Genomic DNA, 23729 nt, shown 5'->3' on the forward strand with positions numbered 1-23729 from the left:
GATTCGCATCACTCAGTCCATTTTGGGATTTTTTTGATTTGGCGATTAATCAGATCGCAAAAATTGGACTGAGTTCCCTTCAAGTGATCTACTATTTTGAAAGCTTATTTATATAAGGATGTTTCGAAAATTATCAGCTCAATTCTTAGAGAAAGGGAGAAACGAAATGTCCAGATGGGGAAATGGCTATTATTTTTATCAAGTTTGTTGGGCATTATTGGTTATTCTCTTACCTCTGGCTTTTGCCTGCTTCATGGATTTTTTAGAAGACATGACTCCCAATCAATAAACTCAAAAGCCCCGGTCAACCACAACCGGGGCTTTTATCATTGCTTAAGAATAAACCCTACATCACGCTTTTCGCCTGCTGGACGATCTCAATCAATGGCTGTGGCCAGACACCGAGGAGCAGGACCAGTAATGCAGTGAGCAGTACCACAATACCACCAGAAGTTCGGGCCCAGTTTCTTGGGGTATCACGGTTCAGTGCTTTTGGTGCTGGCAGGTATAAACTCACCATCACACGCAGGTAGAAGTAAAGGCCAATCGCACTTCCCAATACTACCGCGCCAGTCAACCACCACAGTCTGGCTTCAACACCTGTTGCGATAACGTAGAATTTACCGATAAAACCAAATGTCAGCGGGATCCCTGCCAGTGACAACATCATAATAGTCATGACAGCGGATAAAATTGGCCTGTGCCAGAACAGACCACGGTAGGAGAAAAGTGATTCCGCATCAGGGCCTCTGTATGGGCTGGACATCAGGCTGACCACGCCAAATGCACCAATGCTGGCAAGCAGATAACCTGCCAGATAGACCCCAGCTGTTTCTTCTGCCAGTTTGTGATCTTTAATAGCGATCAAGACCACCAGCAAATATCCCAGATGTGCAATGGATGAATAACCGAGCAGGCGTTTGATATTACTCTGCGTCAGTGCCAGCAGGTTACCAAACAGGATTGAGGCAATTGCAATCACCGTGAGTACAATACGCAGAGTTTCACTGTCTGTTACAGGTGCCTGTACAAACAAGCGCATCACAACAGCAAAGATTGCCACTTTACTCGCCGTAGCCAGAAAGGTCGATACTGGTGCTGGTGCGCCCTGATACACATCCGGTGTCCAAAGCTGGAAGGGAACGAGGGAAAGTTTGAAACCCAGCCCGACAATCATCATCCCCAGCCCAGCCAGAATCAGCGGCTCATGAAGTTTGCTGTCGCTCAGGCTTCTGCCCAGTGATGCGAAGGACAAATCGCCTGATTCAGCATACAGCAGAGCAATACCGAACAACAGGAACGAGGATGCCGCCGCAGACAGCAGCATATATTTGATACTCGCTTCCAGTGAGCGTTTCTGGCGGAATGCATAACCAATCAGGCCAAACAGTGGCAGAGTGATTAACTCAATACCGATAAACAACGATGCCATGTGATTAGCCGCAGAAAGCAGAATGCCTCCAGCAGCTGCAATCAACACCAGCAGGTAAAACTCTTCTTTGTTATCGGGATAATTTTCCAGCCACGAATAGGCAAATGTCGTCGTTGCAAGGCTCGCAATCAGCACCAGTGCTGTATAGAACATGGCAAAGCGATCCACATGGAGCAATGGAGTAACATCCATCGGTTCCTGCTGCCCGACAAAATAGAGAGAAAGCAGTGCCAGATTCAGGCCAATTACCGTCAGGGTAACGTTGGTGAAATGATCGCGTCGCCATGCAATGGACAGCATCACAACCACCACCGTCAATCCGACGATTAATAGCGGCAACAGTGCGATCAATTGTTCAGAAGTTATTGTCATGGCAAATTACGGCCTTGTAGTTAAAAGTGAAGCTGAATACCAATTCTGGATGTTGCTCATTGCCGCTGCCGAAGTATCAAGAATCGGTTGTGGATAAAAACCAAGAATAACCAGCAGGGCACCCAGCAGCAGCAAAATGGAAATTTCTCGTGCATCCATCCGTGGCAATGGATCATCAGATTTTGGCGTACCATAGTGAGCTTTCTGCATCAGGTACAGAGCATATACTGAGGCGAAAACCAGACCAAAGACAGATACCGTAGCAATCAGGGTAAATTTACCGAAACTGCCGAACAGGATCATAATCTCACCCACAAAGTTACCGGTGCCCGGCATACCTAATGTTGCTACCGCAAAGAACAGAGATATGGCCGGCAACAGCTGAATTCGTCCCCATAGGCCACCCATCTGACGCAAATCACGGGTATGCAGGCGTTCATAGAGCTGACCACACAGGATAAACAACCCGGCCGCTGACAAGCCGTGGGCAATCATCTGGATAACGGCACCCTGATAAGCCAGTTGGCTGCCGGTATAGATAGCGATCAAAACGAAGCCCATATGCGAAACACTGGTGTAAGCAATCAGGCGTTTGATATCGGTCTGGCTGAAAGCCATCCATGCACCGTAGAAGATACCAATGACACCCAGCCACATCGCGATTGGTGCAAATTCCGCAGAAGCCTGAGGAAACAGAGGCAGACCAAAACGCAGCAAGCCATATGCCGCTGTTTTCAACAAAATCCCCGCGAGGTCAACAGAACCTGCCGTTGGTGCCTGACTGTGAGCGTCCGGCAACCAACCATGCAAAGGTACAACAGGCATTTTCACAGCGAACGCGATAAAGAATCCCAGCATCAGCAGATACTGAACAGTATGTGACATCGGGGTATCCAGCAGTTTTTCATAGCTGAATGACCACTCACCGGTTGCATCGTGGTAAATGAATGCCAGTGCCAGAATCGAAATCAACATCACCAGACCGCTGGCCTGAGTATAAATGAAGAATTTCGTCGCTGCCGTAATACGGGTTTTGCCCTGTGATCCTCTGTGACCCCAAAGTGCAATCAGGAAGTACATCGGAACCAGCATCACTTCCCAGAAGAAGAAAAACAGGAACAGGTCAATGGCAAGGAAGACTCCCATTACGCCACCGAGGATCCACAGCAGGTTCAGATGGAAGAAACCCTGATACGGCTGGTTTTCGTTCCACGAACAGAGAATCGCCATTAAACCCAGCAGCGCAGTCAGAACCACCATCAAGAGTGACAGACCATCCAAAGCCAAATGAATGGAGATGCCAAAGCGCGGTATCCACGGCATCATAAATTCTGATTGCCACTGTGGAATGCCTTGTGGGTTGGTCAGCGTATAGCCTCCCTGCATCCAGAGGTACAGAGAAAGCAGCAGAGTCAGCCCCATCGCAAGAGACGCTATCCAACGCGGCACACGGGTGCCGAAGCGTTCTGCCTGCCAACACAGCAGGCCTCCGATGAAGGGCAGAAGAATTAGCCAAGGTAGTAGCATGGCGCAATGTGTCCCTTAATTAAACCAAAAGCAGCAGAGCTAAAACCAGCACTGCACCCAACCCTATAGAGGTAGCGTACCAACGAACCTGTCCGTTCTCACTCAAACCCAGTCCCTTATTGCCCCAGCGTGACAATATGGCAGGGATATTCATCAGTGAGTTCAGAGGATCATTCCGTAACAGTTGTGTAATACCTTTGAATGGTTTCACAAATACCCAGTCATACAGAGCATCAAAACCCCAGGCATGGAACCACCATGTCGAGAAGAAACGCCCCGGTGTACTGTTAGCAATTGCATTGACCAAACTACGTTTACCAAGGTACAACGCGGCAGCCAGCAAAATACCCAGCACAGCAACCACACCGGAAACAATCTCCAGCGTCATCTTGCCATCATGCCCTTGCGCACCGTTACCCGGCAGAATACCTGTCAGCGGTTGTTCAATCAAAGCACCAACAAATGTGGACAGTACCAGCAGCACTGACAACGGCAGCGTATGGGTAATACCTTTAACTGAATGCGCTTTGGTATTCTCTTTCCCGTGGAACACAATGAAGATCATACGGAAGGTATACAAAGAGGTCATCAATGCACCTATCAGACCTGCCAGCATCAGGTTCATATGACCATTTGCCAGCGCGCCCCACAGAATTTCGTCTTTACTGTAGAAGCCTGCTGTCAGCAACGGCAGGGCAGATAACGCCGAACCACCCACCAGGAAGCAGAGATAGACAAATGGAATACGTTTGCTCAGTCCACCCATTTTGAAGATGTTCTGCTCATGATGACAGGCAAGAATGACCGAGCCGGAAGCAAGGAACAGCAGAGCCTTGAAGAAAGCATGAGTCATCAGGTGGAAAATCGCCGCATCCCATGCCTGTACACCCAATGCCAGAAACATGTAACCAATCTGGCTCATGGTGGAATAGGCAAGTACGCGTTTGATGTCCGTCTGTACCAGTGCCGCAAAACCCGCCAGCAGCAGGGTAACGGCACCAATAATCCCCACCAGATGCAGAATATCTGGCGCCATCAGGAACAGAGCATGGCTGCGGGCAATCAGATAGACACCGGCTGTTACCATCGTTGCTGCGTGGATCAGAGCAGAAACCGGTGTCGGGCCGGCCATCGCATCTGCCAGCCATGTCTGCAATGGCAACTGAGCAGATTTACCCACTGCACCACCCAGAATCATCAGGGTTGCCCATGTGATTGCTGTGGAACCGGCTTCAATATGCTGCGGTGCCAGTACCGCCAGTTCGCGGAAGCTCAGCGTACCCAGCTGGTCGTAGAGGATAAACATACCGATGGCAAGGAATACGTCACCCACGCGGGTTACGATAAAGGCTTTCATTGCCGCAGCACCGTTGGCAGGCGTTTTGTAATAAAAGCCAATCAGAAGGTAACTGCACAGCCCTACCCCTTCCCAACCAAGGTACATCAGCAGCATGTTATCTGCCAGAACCAGAACCACCATGCTGGCGATAAACAGGTTGGTATAAGCGAAGAAACGGGAATAGCCTTCTTCACCACGCATATACCATGAAGCATAAGTGTGGATCAGAAAACCAACTCCGGTGACCACACTCAGCATGGTTAATGACAGACCATCCAATACCAGATTGACCGGAATACTGAAGCTGTCTACGCTCATCCAGTTCCATAATGTCTGGCTATAGACAAACCCGCCAGCTTCATTCTGAGTATGGAAATCCATCCCGACCCAAAGAGTCACCAATGCGGCCAGCCCGACAGAACCGATTCCAACGGTCGCTGACAGATTTTCAGACCAGCGGCCGCGGGAGAATGCCAACAGCAAAAATCCCAGCAGTGGCAACAGAATTGTTAAATAGAGTAAGTTCATCCGCGCATCTCACTGACTATATCAATATTCAGGTTCTGGCGACGACGGTACAGCTGTAGTAACAGAGCCAGACCGATACTCGCCTCGGCGGCTGCCAGTGTAATAGCCAGAATGTACATCACCTGACCATCAGGCTGGAGCCAATAGCTACCGGCAACAATAAATGCCAGCGCTGAAGCATTGATCATGATTTCCAGCCCGATCAGCATAAATAGCAGATTACGACGGATAATCAGGCAAGTGAAACCCAATGCAAACAGAATAGCCGCCAGAATCAGACCATGTTCCATAGGTATCATTGTTGGTCCTCCACACGATTGCTGAGTACTTCACCCTGACGACTTTCACGACCAACGTGGTAAGCCACCACAAGCCCTGCCAGTAATAGCAGGGATGCCAGCTCGACTGCCAGTACGTAAGGACCGAACAGACTGATACCCACTTCTTTGGCACTGACCACTTCGCCACTGATTGCAGCTTCAGGCAGGCTGTGAATAGCAAAGATCAGGATAACCAGTAAAATGGACGAAAGGATTACAGGCCCAATCCAGGCTCTCGGCTTCAGCCATTGTTTTTCCTGATCAGCGACTGATTTGCCAAGGTTCAGCATCATCACAACAAAGACGAACAACACCATGATCGCCCCGGCATAAACGATGATTTCCAATGCACCGGCAAAATAGGCGCCCAGAGAAAAGAACACGACTGAAAGCGCCAGCAGGGAAATAATCAGGTACAGCAACGCATGTACGGGATTGGTGTGCGTTATTACCCTGAGTGTTGCCAGAATGGCAATCAACCCTGCGATATAAAATGCAAATTCCATGAATATCGCTCCTTATGGCAACAGGCTTTTAACGTCGATAGGTTTGGCTTCATTGTCGGCTTCGCCTTTGTCTTTGCCATCAATAGCCATACCTGACTTACGATAAAAGTTATAGTCAGGGTATTTACCCGGCCCGGAAATCAGCAGATCTTCTTTTTCGTATACCAAATCCTGACGGTTGAATTCACCCAGTTCAAAATCCGGTGTCAACTGGATAGCCGTAGTCGGGCAGGCTTCTTCACACAGTCCGCAAAAAATGCAGCGTGAGAAGTTGACACGGAAAAACTCCGGATACCAGCGACCATCTTTATGTTCGGCTTTTTGCAGGGAGATACACCCCACCGGACAGACGGCTGCACACAGGTTACAGGCAACACAACGCTCTTCACCGTCAGGGTCACGCGTCAGAACGATGCGCCCACGGTAACGGGGTGGCAAATAAACCGGTTCTTCCGGATACATTTTTGTTTCGCGTTTATGGAAGGCATGAAGCCCTATCATCCAAATACTGCGTACCTGGGTGGCGAAACCAACCAATAACTCTTTTAATGTCATGGTTTAATCACCCCTTTATTGAGCGTTGTACAAAATCACTGCGGCAGTCGCCAGCAGGTTGAGTAAAGTTAACGGCAAGCAAATTTTCCAGCCGAATGACATCACCTGGTCATAACGCGGACGCGGTAACGCAGCACGGATCAGAATGAACATCATCATGAAAAATGCTGTTTTCAGCGCAAACCAGACGAATGGAGGCAGGAAAGGCCCATGCCAGCCACCAAAGAAGAGTGTGACGATTAAAGCGGACACCGTCACAATACCGATATATTCCCCCACAAAGAACATACCGAATTTCATGCCGGAATATTCAATATGATAACCATCAGCCAGCTCCTGCTCTGCTTCCGGCTGGTCAAAGGGGTGGCGGTGACATACTGCAACCGCCGCAATGGCGAATGTCAGGAAGCCAAAGAACTGCGGGATAATATTCCACAGGTGCTGCTGGGAGTTCACAATCTCCACCATATTGAAAGAGCCAGCCTGAGCGACAACTCCCATCATGGACAGACCAATGAAAACTTCATAGCTCAGTGTCTGTGCTGATGCCCGCATTGCCCCTAACAGCGAGTATTTGTTGTTACTCGACCATCCAGCGAACAACACCGCATAAACAGCCAGACCCGCCATCATCATGAAAAACAGGATACCGATGTTCAGATCTGCCGCCATCCATGTCGGGCTGACCGGTACAATGGCAAAAGCCAGTAACAGAGAGCAGAAACCAACGATAGGAGCCAGAGTAAAGATCATCCTGTCTGAGAAACGTGGTGCCCAGTCTTCTTTGAAGAACATTTTGATCATGTCAGCGACAAGCTGTAATGAGCCGCCCCACCCCACACGGTTTGGCCCATAGCGATTCTGGAACAAGCCGAGAAGGCGACGTTCGCCGAAACTCATGAACGCTCCGCAGACAACCACAACCAGCAGAATGACAATCGCTTTAAGGACAGAAATCAAAATTTCAGTTAATTCGGGAGTCAGCCAGTTCATTATGCAACCTCCCGTAAGTTATTGACTGCTCTGCCTGCCAGAACCGGCGGAATACCCGGCATTCCCAATGGCAGGCCAATCTGACCCTGAGCAAGATTGCTGCTCAGGCGCACCGCTAAGCGCAATTGCTGCCCCGAACAATCAAATTCCATCATGGAACCTTCTTTCACATTAAGATGTTCAGCATCCTGACGGTTCATCATTACATACGGCTCAGGCATACGCTCCTGAATGACATCTGCCCGCTGGGATAACTCCTCACTACCAAACAGATGGAAATAAGGCGCGATGTACCATTCATTTTTCTGCGCACTAAAGGCTGCCGGAATGCTGTCAAAGTAGTTCAGACCACCATCCACTGTCTCAATCAGGCGTACACCGGGATCGCCGAAACGCAGCTTACCGCCCACTTCCGCCTGAAATTTATTCCATGCCTGTGGTGAGTTCCAGCCTGGCGCCCACGCAAACGGAATTTGCTGACGATCCGCAAACGGGCTGTTGTTTCCTTCCATTGAGAAAGCAAACGCTGTATCGATATCTTGTGGCTGGCGCTGTTCATGAACACTGACATTGGCAAGCATGGCTGTACGGCCACTGTAACGATGAGGTGAACGGGCCAGTTTTTGACCACGGATACGGAATGTGGCATCCGGTGCAGCATTGACGATGCCCTTGAATTGCGGCATTTCTTTGACACAAGCTTCAATCACATGGTCAAGCTGAGTCCAGTCCGTCTGACGCTGTGTATAGGTTGTATGCAGAGAGTGCATCCAGCGCCAGCTTTCCAGCATAACAACGGATTTGTCATAGAATGCAGGCTCATATACCTGGAAGTATCGCTGCGCACGACCTTCCTGATTCACCAGTGTGCCATCGCTTTCTGCAAAACTGGAAGCAGAGAGGATCAGATGGGCTTTATCCATAATGGCGGTATGTTGATGATCAACAACAATCAGGTTTTTCAGGCTATTCAGTGCACTGTCAATCTTATCGGCAGGAGCATGACGGTAGAGATCGTTTTCCATCACGATAGCCGTGTCTGAATCGCCTTTAGCAATACGCTGTAAAGCAACATCCAGCGACTGCGCCTCCATCATCGCCAGACCAAGGCTGTTCGCATAGGCGGCTACATAGGAAAGACCGACATTGGCTCCGCTGTCTTTCAGTGCCCATGCGATATTAGCGGCAGCCTGAATCAGGGTATCACTGCCTGCATTACTGCCACTGATAATCAGTGGTTTCTTCGCTCCACGCAGTGCCTGAGCAACGATTTCTACTTTCGCTTTCAGTTCATCCGGCAGGTCATCGACAGCAGGGGCAATACTATTCAGGGCATGTGCCACGGCAAAGCCGAACCGGGCCTGATCATCAACGGGAGCACGATAATTCCATGCTGCGATATCATCCAGACGGGTATCATCAACGCTGGTCAGGAACAGCGGGTATTTGGCATGTTGACCGATATTCATCACTGCCGCAATTTGCCAGTCAGCTACTTTTTGAGCTGCCGCCATTTCACGGGCTTTACCCTTAACTGCCTGACGTACCGACAGCGCCATGCGGGCACCTGTCTGTGTCAAATCTTCACCCAACACTAATACAGCGTCGTAATCTTCGATCTCCCGCAAAGATGGTGTATAAACCCCACCCTGTTGCAGAATTTCCAGCATCATGTCGAGACGGTGCTGCTCTTCTGCTGAAATGCCGCTATAGAAATTCTCCGCACCTACTAACTCACGCAGTGCAAAGTTACTTTCGATACTGGCACGCGGCGAGCCGATACCAATCGCGTTTTTCGCCTGACGCAGAATATCTGCCCCACCCTGCATCACTTGCTCAGCATTCAGTGAGATCCACTGATCACCACGAAGCTGTTGTGGCTGACGAGGGCGATCACCACGATTGACATAGCCATAACCAAAGCGGCCACGGTCACACATGAAATAGTGGTTAACTGTGCCGTTATAGCGGTTTTCAATGCGGCGTAATTCTCCGTAACGTTCTCCGGGACTAGTGTTACAGCCGATACTGCATTGCTGGCAGATACTCGGCGCAAACTGCATATCCCATTTACGGTTATAACGTTCAGAGTGCGTTTTATCGGTAAATACCCCTGTCGGGCAAACTTCGACTAAGTTACCGGAAAATTCACTTTCCAGTGTGCCATCTTCAGGGCGGCCAAAGTAGATATTGTCATGTGCACCGTAAACACCCAAATCCGTGCCATCCGCATAATCTTTGTAGTAGCGGACACAACGGTAACAGGCGATACAGCGGTTCATTTCATGAGCAATAAATGGACCCAGTTCCTGATTCTTGTGTGTGCGTTTGGTAAAACGGTATTTACGGAATGAATGCCCCGTCATCACCGTCATATCCTGCAAATGGCAGTTACCACCTTCTTCACAGACAGGACAGTCGTGAGGGTGGTTAGTCATCAGCCATTCCACCACACTTGCGCGGAACTGTTTTGCTTCTTCATCATTAATGGAGATATACGTACCATCTGAGGCCGGCGTCATACAGGACATCACCAGACGACCACGTGTATCTTCCGCGTTCTGATATTGCTTAACCGCACACTGGCGGCAAGCGCCAACGCTTCCCAGCGCTGGATGCCAGCAAAAATAAGGTATATCAAGCCCCAGCGAGAGGCAGGCTTGTAACAGGTTATCAGCCCCGTTTACATCATAATTTTTGCCGTCTACATGTATCGTAGCCATAGTCAGCATGCTTCCCAATGGCCTGCCGTGGCAGGCGTTAATCAAAAATTCTTCTTTACCAACGCTGCTTAAGCAGGTTTGGCTGGATGCCTGCAATCAGGCTGGTATTCCCGTAATCTCTGGTGACAATCCCCGCCTCAAATTCTTCACGGAAGTATTTGATGGCACTTTGCAAGGGTTCTACGGCACCGGGAGCATGAGCACAGAAAGTTTTGCCGGGGCCGAGGAAGCGACAGAGCTGCTCCAGTGTTTCGATATCACCGGGCTGGCCTTTCCCTTCTTCAATGGCACGGAGAATTTTGACACTCCAGGGCAGACCATCACGGCATGGCGTACACCAGCCACAGGATTCACGGGCGAAAAATTCTTCAAGATTACGGGTCAGGGAAACCATGTTGATCTCATGATCAACGGCCATTGCCAGCGCGGTGCCTAAACGACTTCCGGCTTTGGCGATGTGTTCGAAATCCATCGGCAGATCAAGATGTTCTTCGGTCAGAAAGTCGGTTCCTGCTCCCCCCGGCTGCCAGGCTTTAAATTTAAGCCCGTCACGCATACCACCAGCATAATCTTCGAGAATTTCGCGGGCAGTGGTGCCAAATGGCAGTTCCCATAAGCCCGGGTTTTTGACCCGACCAGAGAACCCCATCAGTTTAGTGCCGGCATCTTTACTTTTGCCTTCACTTAATCCGATGTACCACTCTTTACCGTGTTCAAGAATAGCCGGAACATTACACAGAGTTTCTACGTTATTGACGCAGGTTGGTTTTCCCCAGACACCTGCTGTTGCCGGGAATGGTGGCTTGGAACGAGGGTTGGCACGACGCCCTTCAAGGGAGTTAATCAGTGCGGTTTCTTCACCACAGATATAACGTCCCGCGCCGGTATGCACAAACAGCTCAAAATCAAAACCACTGCCCAGAATATTTTTGCCAAGTAACCCTGCTGCTTTCGCTTCTTCAATGGCTTTACGCAGATGAACAGCAGCTTCAACATATTCACCACGCAGGAAGATATAGCCGCGATATGCTTTCAGCGCGAAAGCACTTATCAGCATTCCTTCCACCAGCAAATGCGGTAATTGCTCCATCAGAAGACGGTCTTTATAAGTTCCCGGCTCCATTTCATCGGCATTACACAACAGATAGCGAATATTCATGCTTTCATCTTTCGGCATCAGGCTCCACTTCAACCCTGTGGAAAAGCCCGCTCCACCGCGCCCTTTCAGGCCAGCATCTTTCACCAGTGTGGTAATTTCATCAGGAGCCATGCCCTTCAGTGCTCTTTCGGCTCCCTTGTAACCATTTTTACTACGGTATTCATCCAGCCAGACAGGTTGTTGATCATCACGCAACCGCCATGTCAGGGGATGAGCTTCCGCTGTGCGGATAATTTCTTTCACTCCTGAATGCGTTGTCATTGATACTGCTCCAGCAATTTTTCAATTTCTTCGGGTTTCACATAACTATGGGTATCATCGTCGATCATCATGGTCGGCCCCTTGTCACAGTTACCCAGACAACAGGTTGGCAATAATGTGAAACGACCATCTGTCGTGGTTTGACCCGGACGGATGCTCAAATGCTTTTCAATTGCCGCCTGAACCCCCTGAAAGCCCGTAATGTGACAAACAACACTGTCACAGTAACGAATGATGTGGCGGCCTACCGGCTGACGGTAAATCTGGCTGTAGAATGTCGCCACGCCTTCCACATCACTGGCGGGAATGCCTAATACTTCTGCAATGGCTGAAATTGCACCATCCGGCACCCAGCCACGCTGCTTCTGTACAATTTTCAGTGCTTCGATTGACGCTGCACGCGGATCTTCGTAGTGGTGTTTTTCCTGCTCGATAGCATCACGTTCCCCGGCACTCAGTACAAACTCATCCGTTATCTGAGTGTCTGTCACGTTGACCACATCAAGGCGTGCCTGCTTGTTTGCGTTAAATTCACTTTGCATCGTTAGCGATCCACATCAGACATAACAAAATCGATACTACCCAGATAAACGATCAGGTCGGAAACCAGACTGCCGCGGATCACCGAAGGGATCTGTTGTAAATGTGCGAAACTCGGTGTGCGGATACGGGTACGGTAACTCATGGTGCTACCATCACTGGTCAGGTAGTAGCTGTTGATACCCTTAGTCGCCTCAATCATCTGGAATGATTCATTGGCTGGCATAACCGGCCCCCATGACACTTGCAGGAAGTGGTTAATCATGGTTTCGATATGTTGCAGGGTGCGCTCTCTTGGCGGTGGCGTAGTCAGTGGATGATCAGCCTTGAACGGGCCTTCCGGCATATGTTTCAGACACTGCTCAAGGATGCGCATACTCTGACGGATCTCTTCCACTTTCAGCATCACGCGGTCATAACAATCGCCGTTGTAACCAACCGGTACTTCAAAGTCGAAATTTTCATAACCGGAATAAGGACGCCATTTGCGCACATCAAACTCAATGCCGGTTGCACGCAGACCCGCGCCTGTCACGCCCCAGTCCAGTGCCTGCTTCGCATTGTAGGCAGCGACACCGACAGAACGCCCTTTCAGGACACTGTTTTTCAGCGCCGCCTTGACATAGGAGTTCAAACGTTTCGGCAACCAGTTCAGCAAGTCACGCAGCAGTTTATCCCAGCCTCGCGGCAGGTCATGAGCAACACCACCGATACGGAACCAGGCCGGATGCATACGGAAGCCGGTAATGGCTTCAACAACATCGTAAACCTTCTGACGGTCGGTAAAGGCGAAGAACACAGGGGTCATCGCACCAACGTCCTGAATAAAGGTACTGATATACAGCAGATGGCTGTTGATGCGGAACAGTTCAGACAGCATGACGCGGATAGCTTTCACACGCTCAGGCACCTCAATACCTGCCAGTTTTTCAACTGCAAGTACATAAGGCATTTCGTTTACGCATCCCCCCAGATATTCAATCCGGTCGGTATAAGGGATGTAACTGTGCCATGACTGACGCTCACCCATTTTTTCCGCACCGCGGTGGTGATAGCCGATGTCAGGAACACAATCAACGATCTCCTCACCATCAAGCTGAAGAATGATGCGGAATGCACCATGCGCTGACGGGTGGTTTGGCCCGAGGTTAAGGAACATGAAGTCCTCATTTTCGGTTCCACGTTTCATGCCCCACTCTTCTGGCTTGAAAGTCAGGGCTTCCATTTCCAGATCTTCTTTCTGTTTGGTCAGCATGAAAGGATCGAATTCCGTGGCGCGAGCTGAATACTCTTTACGCAACGGATGACCTTCCCAGGTAGGTGGCATCAGGATACGACGTAAATTCGGATGACCATTAAATGTAATGCCGAACATTTCCCACGTTTCACGTTCGTACCAATTGGCATTCGGGAAAATTGACGTGATAGTCGGGATATTCAGGTCTCTCTCATCAAGTGCAACTTTCAACATAATGTCACGGTTACGCTCGATGGAAAGCAGATGATAAAACACCGAAAAATCCGCCGCCGGCAGACCTTCCCGGTGAGAACGCTGACGCTCATCAACGCCATGCAAATCAAACAGCATGACATAAGGTTTGGGCAACTTTCTCAGGAACGTGATTACTTCCGTTAACCGTTCCCGCTTAATCCAGACAACCGGCATACCAGTGCGGGTAGGCTGGACAGTAAACGCATCAGGGCCAAATTGGCGATTAAGCTCACTTACGACCGGATCATCAATGTGATCTCTGGTTTCCCAAGCAGGCCGTACGCTTTCTTGCGCTATCTGATCTGTCATCATTCTTCACCACAACGCTTGATCAGGGTTTAATGTGATCGCAACATAATCTTGAGTTACGACATTGCTCTGGTTATTTTTATGGCTGAAAAGCCTTAAAATAGCGGCTAAAAGCCTTAAATCTCATCTGGGGTACGCAGGTTTTTCACTGCGATACGTTCACCACGCTTCCGTTCTCTTTCTGATTGCATATTTGCGCGGTAAACCCCCTGATCACCAACGACCCATGACAGCGGGCGGCGCTCTTTGCCAATAGACTCCTGCAATAACAGCAGTGCCTGCATATAGGCTTCAGGACGCGGTGGACAGCCGGGAATGTAGACATCGACGGGAATAAACTTATCAACTCCCTGCACGACAGAATAAATGTCGTACATCCCGCCTGAGTTTGCACAGGCTCCCATAGAAATAACCCACTTAGGCTCCAGCATCTGGTCATATAAGCGCTGGATCACAGGTGCCATCTTGACAAAGCATGTACCTGAGATAACCATGAAATCAGCCTGACGGGGAGATGCCCGCAGTACTTCAGCGCCGAAACGGGCAACGTCATGAACTGCGGTAAAAGAAGTCACCATTTCTACATAACAACAGGAAAGGCCAAAGTTATAAGGCCACAGGGAATTCTTTCTTCCCCAGTTCACCATGTCATGCAGAGCATGTTCTAATTTACCCATATAGACACTACGGTGGACGTGCTGCTCCAGAGGATCGCTGACAAGCTCCTGCTTTTGCAGGGGGTAACGGTCATTCTCACCGTTCGGATCTATGCGGGTGAGCGTATAATCCATCTTTATGCCTCGCTATTACTGCATTTGACTGTTGTTGGTATTAACATTGGTGGTATTAGCATTAGTGGTACTGACATCAGCGGTATGAACATCAGCACTGGGATGACTAACCTGACGTCTTGAACGTGCGGGTGTCCAGTTCAGTGCTCCGATGCGAGCCAGATAAACCAGGCCGGCTAATAAGACCAAAATGAAAATACTTGCTTCGGCAAAGCCCAGCCAGCCACTCTCTTTGATAGAGACTGACCACGCGTATAAGTACAGGGCTTCAACATCGAAGATGACAAAAAACATGGCAACCAGATAAAATTTCGCCGACAGACGAAGACGGGCACTGCCGACAGAATCGATACCCGATTCATAAGGGACGTGTTTTGCTCTGGCTTTTGCTCTGCCCCCAAGAAAGTACGCTCCCAGTAACATGACCGCAGCCAGCCCAAGAGCACCTATCAGGAAAATCGCAAATGCCCAGTTATGGGCCAAAACTCCAGTAGATGTAGACATACTCGTTGCTTACTCATCAAAAGTGGTGTCAAGGTGTCTGCTCTTTTAACCGGCAGTGTTGCACCACATCGATTCATGGGAAGGGATAACAACCAAATCTGAAACAGTGCTAATCAATTGCTTGAAAGGCATGGATCATTTTGGTTTTTATTCCTCTCAACAATTTTGTCAGTTACGACAAATATGTTTACTAATTTATTTTACAAAGCACAAACTTTTGATTAACCAATTGTGCTGGTGTATCGCTAAAACGTGTCAGTAGGACAAAAAACTAACAACACACTATAACTAGTCTAACCGATAACTCGACTTTACTACACTATTATCTCAGGAAAAACCTGTCTTTCCACTGTGCAGGGGGGGATATTTTTATGATCAAGTGCACAGTTTCATTGAAAAACATTCAACAACAGAACAGTTTTCATTCAACCATTAATGGACTGTTTCTAAAAGAAACAATTTGAGTTTAATTACGCGACTATTTCTGAAAATAGATCTATTTTATCAGTTTAAAAAATGAAAGTTGTTAACAAAGAAACATTACATTAACTAAAATTAGAAAGGATAATAAAATTAATAAGGGATATTTCTGACAGTAAATATCAGCAATTAGAATGGAAACAGGAAAAGGTTATTAATATATATTTAGAAACAGGCTAATATTTCCACAAATAAAATGGAAATATTAGCCTATAAAACACACGTAATATTACTCGTTTATATTTTCGACTGAGGATTCTTCAATGGATTCAAGAGAGTCATCAGATTCATCAATATCATCTGTTTCATCTGATTCAATGGATGTCACGGTATAAGGTGTTTTCTTATTTTCTATAGCATCAAAAACTGTCAGAACTGATTCATTTTGTTCATTACTGTTCCGATACAAGAAGAACTGTATTTCTGGCAAACGTGGCAGCCCTTCGCTCTCACCCAAAATTCTTAAGTCAGCATTCTGCATTTCCAAAGGACGGGCAGTAATACCAACCTCTGCATTAACAGCAGAGCGAACAGCGGATAAGGAGGCAGCTTCATAGGCAATACGCCACGGAATACCACTCATATCAAGGGTATCAAGTGCGATTTGACGGAAAGTGTTCGTTTCGTCCATCACAACCAGGGGAACCGGCTCATTCACCTGTAACTGGAAGTCAGGCGCACAGTGCCACAATACCGGTGAAGAACGAAGTACAGTACTAGGATGATGATTAATTTTTGCTGTGGTTAATGCTAAATCAATTTCATGGTTATCCAGCATACTTTCAATAAATTGACTACGTTTAATACGCACATCAACAGCAATACGCGGATAGACAGAAGCAATACGGTTTAACAGGAAAGGAAGCAGAGTATCGACTGTATCGTCAGACGCTCCTATTCTTAGTTCACCGTCTGCATCATTATATGTCAATGATGCGGTAGCATCGTCATTAGCACGCAGAATTTGGCGTGCATAACCAAGAAGTTGAAGCCCGTGCTCGGTAAGGAGCTTATTACGCCCGTGGCGAGCAAATAATTCTCTCCCCACTAAATGCTCCAAACGTTGCATTTGCTGACTAACAGCCGATTGCGTTCTACAAACTGCTGCTGCTGCTGCTGCAAAAGTATTTAAGTCAGCAACGGCAACGAAAGTTCTTAGCAGATCGAGATCGAGGTTTATTATCTGACGATTTGCATTTATCATTGTTTATTCATCACTTTTTTTTGATTTTAATTACTAACTAACCTGGTGTTTTTACTTCAGCAGTATCAAATAAAATAATACCAATTCTGACACTACTCTACTCTATTAAAGAGGGCAAAGGTTTACTGCATTTTTTTACTACTTATATCATCATGGGTTTTATTTTCTCCTTTCTTAACAAAATTTATGCAATCACTGAATTAATGGCTAAGTAAAAACCTATTTACCTTACATAACCACCAATTTCCAGTACAAATAGTCTTTTTCTGACTTGCTTCAAAGAATAACATAACTTCAATTCGCAAAACTTAATCAAAGCAAACAATATTAGTATTTTTAATGAATTAATACTTTTATTGAAAAGTCATGAAAATGTTACGGGTAAAAATTCAAAAAGATTCTCGAAGTATCTAAGATAAAAGCCTTAATTAATTTTATGTCGGCAAAGATAAATTATAAGAATACATTATACAAATTATCTTACTTTTATTGACAATTCAGCCTGCCTTTATGATTTAAACTAAAAATCAGCATCATTCCTTATCTTTTAACAGTTCGTAAACTAAAAACACCTCATTATATGGAATTAAATTCCAACATATACAAAACAACCAGAACTATAAACCAAATAAGCTCATGTTTTTAGATAGCAGACTTATCCATTAGACTTTAAAACAACCGTTTTAACCAAAGATATCATGGGCTCTTCAAAAGATTGACAGAGAGGAGTACATTGAACATTAGATTTTTTTGTAAGCCGGATAAAATCCACTTTTGCCAAGAAAAAGGTTAAGGCACCCTATGTTTTCCATTAATAAATCCAGCAAATTAGATAATGTCTGCTATGACATTCGAGGTAACGCCCTTAAAGAAGCTAAACGGCTTGAAGAGGAAGGGAATAAAGTACTGAAATTAAACATTGGTAATCCGGCTCCATTTGGTTTCGAAGCACCTGATGAAATTTTAGTTGATGTTATCCGCAATCTGCCAACTGCCCAGGGCTATTCTGATTCGAAAGGCCTGTACTCAGCGCGTAAAGCGATCATGCAACATTATCAGGCGCGGAATATGCTGGATGTTACCGTTGAAGATATCTTTATCGGTAACGGTGTTTCTGAACTTATTGTTCAGTCTATGCAGGCCTTGCTCAATACCGGCGATGAAATGCTGGTTCCGGCTCCTGACTACCCGCTCTGGACTGCTGCCGTCTCTCTTTCCAGTGGTAAAACTGTCCATTATTTATGTGATGAGCAACAAGGCTGGTTCCCTGATTTAGATGATATCCGCCGTAAAATCACCCCCCGTACCCGTGGTATCGTCATCATTAACCCGAATAACCCGACTGGCGCGGTATATAGTAAAGAACTCCTGCTGGAAATCGTGGAAATTGCCCGCCAGCATAACCTGATTATTTTCGCGGACGAGATTTACGACAAGATCCTGTACGATGAAGCCCAACATCATTCCATCGCTGCACTAGCACCGGATCTTTTTACTGTTACCTTTAATGGTCTGTCAAAAACTTACCGTGTTGCTGGTTTCCGTCAGGGATGGATGGTACTAAACGGCCCGAAAAAACAGGCAAAAGGTTATATCGAAGGACTGGAAATGCTGGCATCTATGCGCCTTTGCGCTAACGTCCCGATGCAGCACGCCATTCAAACCGCACTCGGTGGTTATCAAAGTATTAGTGAATTCATTCTTCCGGGCGGGCGTCTTTATGAGCAGCGCAACCATGCCTGGGAATTAATCAACCAGATCCCCGGTGTTTCCTGTGTGAAGCCGATGGGTGCTCTCTATATGTTCCCTAAAATTGATACAAAACGTTTCAATATTTATGATGATCAGAAGATGGTTTTGGATCTCTTGTTACAGGAAAAAGTATTATTAGTTCAGGGAACAGCTTTTAACTGGCCGGAACCGGATCATTTCCGTATTGTCACATTGCCACATACCGCAGACCTGCAAATGGCCATTGAAAAATTTGCCCGCTTCCTTGGCAATTACCGGCAAAAATAACATAAAAATAAATCAGTTATATATTTCACAGCCTTCAGGATGCAGCCAATATACCCTATGGATTTCGAGTTGCATCACGGCGGCAAGGGAATGACAAATTCGTCAGGAACGAATTTGCCTAACCAAAGGCTAGCCTCTCAGTTATTCCCGGTCGTATAGGTAACTATGCGACCGGGATGAGTGAACGCAGCCAACAAAGAGACAACCTGAAAGACGACGGGTATAAAGCTGCAACCTGAAAGCTATGGGGTTTACTTCCTCCCTACCAACGCCCACAATCATAATCACCCTGTTTCATTGTAAGAGAAGATTATGAGCCATTTTTTCGCCCAGTTATCCCGCCTTAAATTGATTAATCGCTGGCCTCTTATGCGTAATGTACGCACAGAAAATGTTTCAGAACATAGTTTACAGGTTGCTTTTGTTGCGCATGCCTTGGCAATAATAAAAAACCGTAAATTTAATGGGAATATCAACGCAGAACGAATTGCAATATTAGCAATGTATCATGATGCCAGTGAAGTTATTACCGGGGATTTGCCAACCCCAATAAAATACTACAATCCTCAAATTGCTCATGAATATAAAAAAATAGAAAAAATCGCCCAACATAAATTATTAGATATGTTACCGATTGAATTACAAAATGATTTTCGTTCTATTTTAGATGATCAATATCATACTGAAGAAGAAGCTAATATTATTAAACAGGCTGATGCAATATGCGCTTATTTAAAATGTCTGGAAGAATTATCCGCTGGTAATTCTGAATTTAATCAGGCCAAAATCAGGTTAGAAAAAACATTAGAAAAACGCCACAGTCAGGAAATGGATTATTTCATAACCGTATTTGTTCCGAGTTTTAGTCTCTCTCTTGATGAAATTAGCCTATAAAAACAGCCGGGTCTGCAAAAATCAGGCAGCTTAACATTCTTATTAAGCTGCCTGATATCTATTCAATCTATTTCAAAATGCATCACGCAATTATTATTCAATAGATTTCAAGATACTTAGCCAACAAAAATACTCAGAAAGGAAAAAGAACAGGCACAACAGCCACACTAATGGCTAAGACAACCAAGGTAAAAGGCACACCCAATTTCAGAAAATCGGCAAAACGATATCCACCCGGCCCTAATATCAGCGTATTAACCGGAGAAGAAACCGGCGTCATAAATGCCGCCGAAGCCGCGACTCCAATAATCATTGCAAAAGGAAGAGGAGATACTGCCATCTGTTTGGCTGCTGCAATCGCAATGGGTGCCATTAATACCGCAGTTGCTGTATTGGAAATAAACAACCCAATAACCGCGCAAAGAATAAATAAACAGACCAGCATGGCACGTGGGCCCATATTACCGGCAATATCCATTAATCCGCTGACAATCAAATCAATCCCGCCGGTTTTTTGTAGCGCCAGTGCAAATGGCATCATACCAACAATCAGGATAATACTTGGCCAGTGAATAGCACGATAAGCACTCTCCATATCAATACAGCGAAATTGCCCCATCAACAAGCAAGCGATCAAAGCGGCAATAAAATTCGGAATTTCATTGGTCAGCATCATCGCCACCATTAGCGCAAGGCAAAACAAGGCATGAGGAGCCTGAGATGCGGCTGGTGCAGCACTTTCTACTTCAACAGGTAAATTCAGCATAATAAAGTCCGGTGCTTTAGTTCTCAGCTCCCGCACCAGCTTCCAGTCACCGATTACCAGTAAAGTATCGCCCAGCAACAAAGGCTCATCAAACAGCTTACCAGCCAGAGCATTACCACTGCGCCGAATACCTACCACATTTAATCCATAGCGGGTACGGAACTTCATACTACGCAGTGATTGCCCCAATAAATCCGATTCAGGGATCACGGAGATTTCTGCCATTCCGACTTCCCTAGATTGATCAGAAAAATATTCACCGCGTAATATCATGGGTTCTAACTGTTGCTCACTACAGAATTGGCGTAAATCTATATCACTGTCGGACATATCCACCAGTAAGACATCCTGTTGACGCAGTTCTGTCTCGCCAGTTGCTGCCACCATAACACGGCGAAATTTTCGCCAGCGTTCAATGCCAATTACGTTCGCCCCATAACGTGCACGTAGCCCTAACTCATCCAGAGTATGGCCTATTAACGGTGAATTCTGTCGGACAGCAAGACGTCGGGCGCGCCCTGATAGTTTATAATCACGGATAAGGTCACGAAATGAACGATGGTAGCGCTCATCAGGTCTTGGCGGTGTTTTACTTCCCAGCCAACGGCGGACGAGTAACATATAAATAATTCCCGCCAATAAAACTAAAATTCCGATAGGTGTAATGGAAAAGAAACCAAAACCTTGTAACCCTTCACGCACCAGTTCGCTATTCACCACCATATTCGGTGGTGTTGCAACCAGCGTCATCATACCGCTGATAAGGCCGGCAAACCCTAATGGCATCATTAACCGCCCGGATGAAGTCTGCATTCTGGCTGCCACACTTAAAACAACCGGAATAAAAATGGCTACAACGCCCGTGGAGCTCATAAAAGCACCCAGTCCGGCAACGGATAACATCAGTAAAGCCAACATTTTAGTTTCACTGTTACCCGCCACCCTAACCAGCCAGTCTCCCATCTGATAGGCCACACCTGTTCTCACCAGCCCTTCACCAATGACAAACAGTGCTGCAATCAATAAAACGTTAGGATCGCTGAAACCGATAGTGGCTTCATTTAAGGAAAGCGTACCACTCAGGACAAAAGCAGTAATAACCAGTAAAGCCACGACATCCATTCTGACTTTATTAGTTGTAAAAAGGACAATCGCGACTAATAACAGGGCCAATACCCACAACAGTTCAGTATTCAATACAGCCTCTATCAGAAAAGACGGCCTGCTGACAGGCAGGCCGGAGATTATCAACAAGAACCTATACTGGGAGCATTAAACCTGTTTTATATGAATAATTCTTCGGCTCAGATCAACAATCTATCTGATTCATTTGATAAATCGTTACATAGCCGCCGGATTTAACAATTTCGATATCTTCCAGATTGGTAACAGTCATATGAATTTCGTCACGACGGGGAATTCCCGGTTCATCATGAACAACCACAACCTGACAGCCCGCATCTAATCCGGCATGGATACCCGCTGCCGCATCTTCAAAAACCACACACTCTTCCGGCAGCAGCCCTAATTTTTGTGCTCCCAGCAAATAAGGCTCAGGATTTGGTTTACCGTTTTTGACTGATTCGGCTGTCACCCAATGGGCTGGCTCTGGTAATTCAGCTTCTTTATGGCGGGCAGAAGCAAGCGGGATCGTTCCTGATGTAACAATGGCCCAGGGGATCTCCAGCGCATTCAGTTTATCAATCAGGGCAATAGCACCGGGCAAGGCAGTAATACCTTCCATATCTTCTGTTTCGATTTTTTCAATCCACTTAAACGTACTGATAATCTCTTCTTCTGTGGCATCAGGCATAAAATGGCGTATTGATAATAATGCTGGTGTACCATGCACATAGTTCAGCACTTCATCGTGACCAATACCCAGCTTATCTGCGAATTTAATCCATGCCCGTTCAACAGCAGGCAGTGAATCGATCAGCGTACCATCCAAATCAAATAAAAAACCTCTACATTTCAGCTCCAAACCCAACTCCTTTAAACTCAGTTATGTGTTAATAATTAGTGTAATCTCAACTAAGTTCAGATAGTACTGACGAAGGTAAAAAAATTAAAGCATCAATTCTATTTATCTTTTATCGCGTTCTGCAAATTTAAAACATAACCTTAAAAACCAAATAAAATCGCACATATGCAATATGATAATATTCCTCCTCCAATAAAATATAAAAGTTGTCACTAAAAAACTCTTTAATAAAAAAAGAATTCTCAGTGACAACTTAATTAAATTTTATTTACCTCTAATTCAACAATATCATTGTAAAGAAAAAATCTAGCATATTGCATGTCTAGGGCAACATCCCCCTCCGCCAAAACCACCAATTTTCCACCCACTAGGACACGGAGGATCAAAACAATCATCACAATAAGGCGGAAGTGGAGGTGGAGGTGGATCATTTTTTATGATATTAAGGGCAATGTTAATCGAATCAGTATCAGGATAAAAACGAACGGTGTAATCTAAACAATTTGATTCATCACATGTAGCACTAATATTAAAATTAGCGCACTCACTCTTTTTATGAAAAAAAACATACCAGCCAGTATCATTATAATAATGATCCAACTCAATAGAACAAGAGTCCCCATCATCAGACGATATATTCCACTCTATAGATTTATTCTTAGCTATACAATCACCTGAATTACTATCGCTAAAACTCTCATTATGTTTATCGCCAGCTTTCAAAATAATAGGTTGTTTATCTTCCCCAAACATACACTTAGGCTCTACGTTATCTATTGTTAGCGTTCTATCTGAAGAGTTATTTTTAAATTTTAAAGTAAAGTTTTCAAAACGATCAAAATCCCCTTTGATCATTTCAGTCGCATTAGCATATTGAAACAATGATACTATAATAAAAAAAATCATAGAATATAATTTCATCATAACAATTCCCTCATATTAATATAAAGCAAATATTTTATGAAATTAATTTTCCAGAATAACTTTCAATTCCACCATCAAAAACAAATTCAATAAGTACTTCCCCTGAC

The 23729-nt window shown here is 46.0% G+C and carries 19 protein-coding genes; 2 read left to right on the top strand and 17 right to left on the bottom strand.

The annotated features are described in order from the left end of the window. Nucleotides 1–346: 346 nt before the first annotated feature. The 14 genes from nuoN to hexA form a co-directional block, all read right to left on the bottom strand. Entirely contained in the window at nucleotides 347–1804 is a 1458-nt protein-coding gene (gene nuoN, locus AACX68_RS17470; protein WP_228859960.1) for an NADH-quinone oxidoreductase subunit NuoN, read from the bottom strand. Nucleotides 1805–1810: 6 nt separating this feature from the next. Further along, the gene (nuoM, locus tag AACX68_RS17475; RefSeq protein ID WP_228859961.1) at nucleotides 1811–3331 is read right to left on the bottom strand and encodes an NADH-quinone oxidoreductase subunit M; all 1521 of its coding nucleotides are present in this window, start codon (nucleotides 3329–3331) and stop codon (nucleotides 1811–1813) included. Nucleotides 3332–3350: 19 nt separating this feature from the next. Next, the gene (gene nuoL, locus AACX68_RS17480) at nucleotides 3351–5198 is read right to left on the bottom strand and encodes an NADH-quinone oxidoreductase subunit L (protein ID WP_228859962.1); all 1848 of its coding nucleotides are present in this window, start codon (nucleotides 5196–5198) and stop codon (nucleotides 3351–3353) included. Beyond that, entirely contained in the window at nucleotides 5195–5497 is a 303-nt protein-coding gene (gene nuoK / locus AACX68_RS17485; protein ID WP_228859963.1) for an NADH-quinone oxidoreductase subunit NuoK, read from the bottom strand. Before nuoK ends, nuoL begins: the two co-directional genes overlap by 4 nt. Continuing rightward, nucleotides 5494–6024 carry an NADH-quinone oxidoreductase subunit J gene (gene nuoJ, locus AACX68_RS17490; protein ID WP_228859964.1) on the bottom strand — a complete coding sequence of 177 codons (531 nt, stop codon included), beginning with the start codon at nucleotides 6022–6024 and terminating at the stop codon, nucleotides 5494–5496. The genes nuoK and nuoJ overlap by 4 nt, the downstream gene beginning before the upstream one ends. Before the next feature lie 12 nt (nucleotides 6025–6036). Next, nucleotides 6037–6579 carry an NADH-quinone oxidoreductase subunit NuoI gene (gene nuoI / locus AACX68_RS17495; protein WP_099108384.1) on the bottom strand — a complete coding sequence of 181 codons (543 nt, stop codon included), beginning with the start codon at nucleotides 6577–6579 and terminating at the stop codon, nucleotides 6037–6039. Nucleotides 6580–6594: 15 nt separating this feature from the next. Continuing rightward, entirely contained in the window at nucleotides 6595–7572 is a 978-nt protein-coding gene (nuoH, locus tag AACX68_RS17500; RefSeq protein WP_099121154.1) for an NADH-quinone oxidoreductase subunit NuoH, read from the bottom strand. After that, complete coding sequence (nuoG, locus tag AACX68_RS17505) at nucleotides 7572–10295, bottom strand: NADH-quinone oxidoreductase subunit NuoG (RefSeq protein WP_228859965.1); 2724 nt, start codon at nucleotides 10293–10295, stop codon at nucleotides 7572–7574. The genes nuoH and nuoG overlap by 1 nt, the downstream gene beginning before the upstream one ends. A 55-nt stretch (nucleotides 10296–10350) precedes the next feature. Then, on the bottom strand, nucleotides 10351–11715 hold the full coding sequence (gene nuoF, locus AACX68_RS17510) for an NADH-quinone oxidoreductase subunit NuoF (protein WP_099121153.1): 1365 nt from the start codon (nucleotides 11713–11715) through the stop codon (nucleotides 10351–10353). After that, a complete protein-coding gene (gene nuoE / locus AACX68_RS17515; protein WP_228859966.1) occupies nucleotides 11712–12257 on the bottom strand; it encodes an NADH-quinone oxidoreductase subunit NuoE in 546 nt (181 codons plus the stop codon). Before nuoE ends, nuoF begins: the two co-directional genes overlap by 4 nt. Nucleotides 12258–12259: 2 nt before the next feature. After that, nucleotides 12260–14059: an NADH-quinone oxidoreductase subunit C/D gene (gene nuoC, locus AACX68_RS17520; RefSeq protein ID WP_228859967.1), complete on the bottom strand. Its 1800-nt coding sequence runs from the start codon at nucleotides 14057–14059 to the stop codon at nucleotides 12260–12262. 113 nt (nucleotides 14060–14172) lie between these two features. Then, complete coding sequence (locus AACX68_RS17525) at nucleotides 14173–14847, bottom strand: NuoB/complex I 20 kDa subunit family protein (RefSeq protein ID WP_099108389.1); 675 nt, start codon at nucleotides 14845–14847, stop codon at nucleotides 14173–14175. A 15-nt stretch (nucleotides 14848–14862) separates the two neighbouring features. Then, complete coding sequence (locus tag AACX68_RS17530) at nucleotides 14863–15351, bottom strand: NADH-quinone oxidoreductase subunit A (RefSeq protein WP_228859968.1); 489 nt, start codon at nucleotides 15349–15351, stop codon at nucleotides 14863–14865. 709 nt (nucleotides 15352–16060) lie between these two features. After that, nucleotides 16061–17035 (bottom strand): transcriptional regulator HexA, encoded by a 975-nt coding sequence (hexA, locus tag AACX68_RS17535; protein WP_099108390.1) that lies wholly within the window; start codon nucleotides 17033–17035, stop codon nucleotides 16061–16063. Nucleotides 17036–17836: 801 nt separating this feature from the next. Between hexA and AACX68_RS17540 the strand changes: the two genes are divergently transcribed. Together AACX68_RS17540 and yfbR are read left to right on the top strand one after the other, a co-directional pair. Beyond that, nucleotides 17837–19054 carry a pyridoxal phosphate-dependent aminotransferase gene (locus tag AACX68_RS17540; protein ID WP_099108391.1) on the top strand — a complete coding sequence of 406 codons (1218 nt, stop codon included), beginning with the start codon at nucleotides 17837–17839 and terminating at the stop codon, nucleotides 19052–19054. 312 nt (nucleotides 19055–19366) lie between these two features. Further along, nucleotides 19367–19948 carry a 5'-deoxynucleotidase gene (yfbR, locus tag AACX68_RS17545; protein WP_228859969.1) on the top strand — a complete coding sequence of 194 codons (582 nt, stop codon included), beginning with the start codon at nucleotides 19367–19369 and terminating at the stop codon, nucleotides 19946–19948. Nucleotides 19949–20081: 133 nt separating this feature from the next. On the opposite strand, the gene AACX68_RS17550 is transcribed toward yfbR, so the two are convergent. The 3 genes from AACX68_RS17550 to AACX68_RS17560 all read right to left on the bottom strand — a co-directional run bounded on the left by AACX68_RS17550 (nucleotide 20082) and on the right by AACX68_RS17560 (nucleotide 23622). After that, a complete protein-coding gene (locus tag AACX68_RS17550; protein ID WP_228859970.1) occupies nucleotides 20082–21911 on the bottom strand; it encodes an SLC13 family permease in 1830 nt (609 codons plus the stop codon). A gap of 112 nt (nucleotides 21912–22023) precedes the next feature. Beyond that, nucleotides 22024–22698 carry a sugar phosphatase gene (locus AACX68_RS17555; RefSeq protein WP_304957241.1) on the bottom strand — a complete coding sequence of 225 codons (675 nt, stop codon included), beginning with the start codon at nucleotides 22696–22698 and terminating at the stop codon, nucleotides 22024–22026. A gap of 306 nt (nucleotides 22699–23004) precedes the next feature. Next, complete coding sequence (locus AACX68_RS17560) at nucleotides 23005–23622, bottom strand: hypothetical protein (RefSeq protein WP_228859971.1); 618 nt, start codon at nucleotides 23620–23622, stop codon at nucleotides 23005–23007. Nucleotides 23623–23729: the final 107 nt, after the last annotated feature.

This window comes from Xenorhabdus sp. PB61.4 (genome assembly GCF_963894935.1).
GTDB lineage: Bacteria > Pseudomonadota > Gammaproteobacteria > Enterobacterales > Enterobacteriaceae > Xenorhabdus > Xenorhabdus stockiae.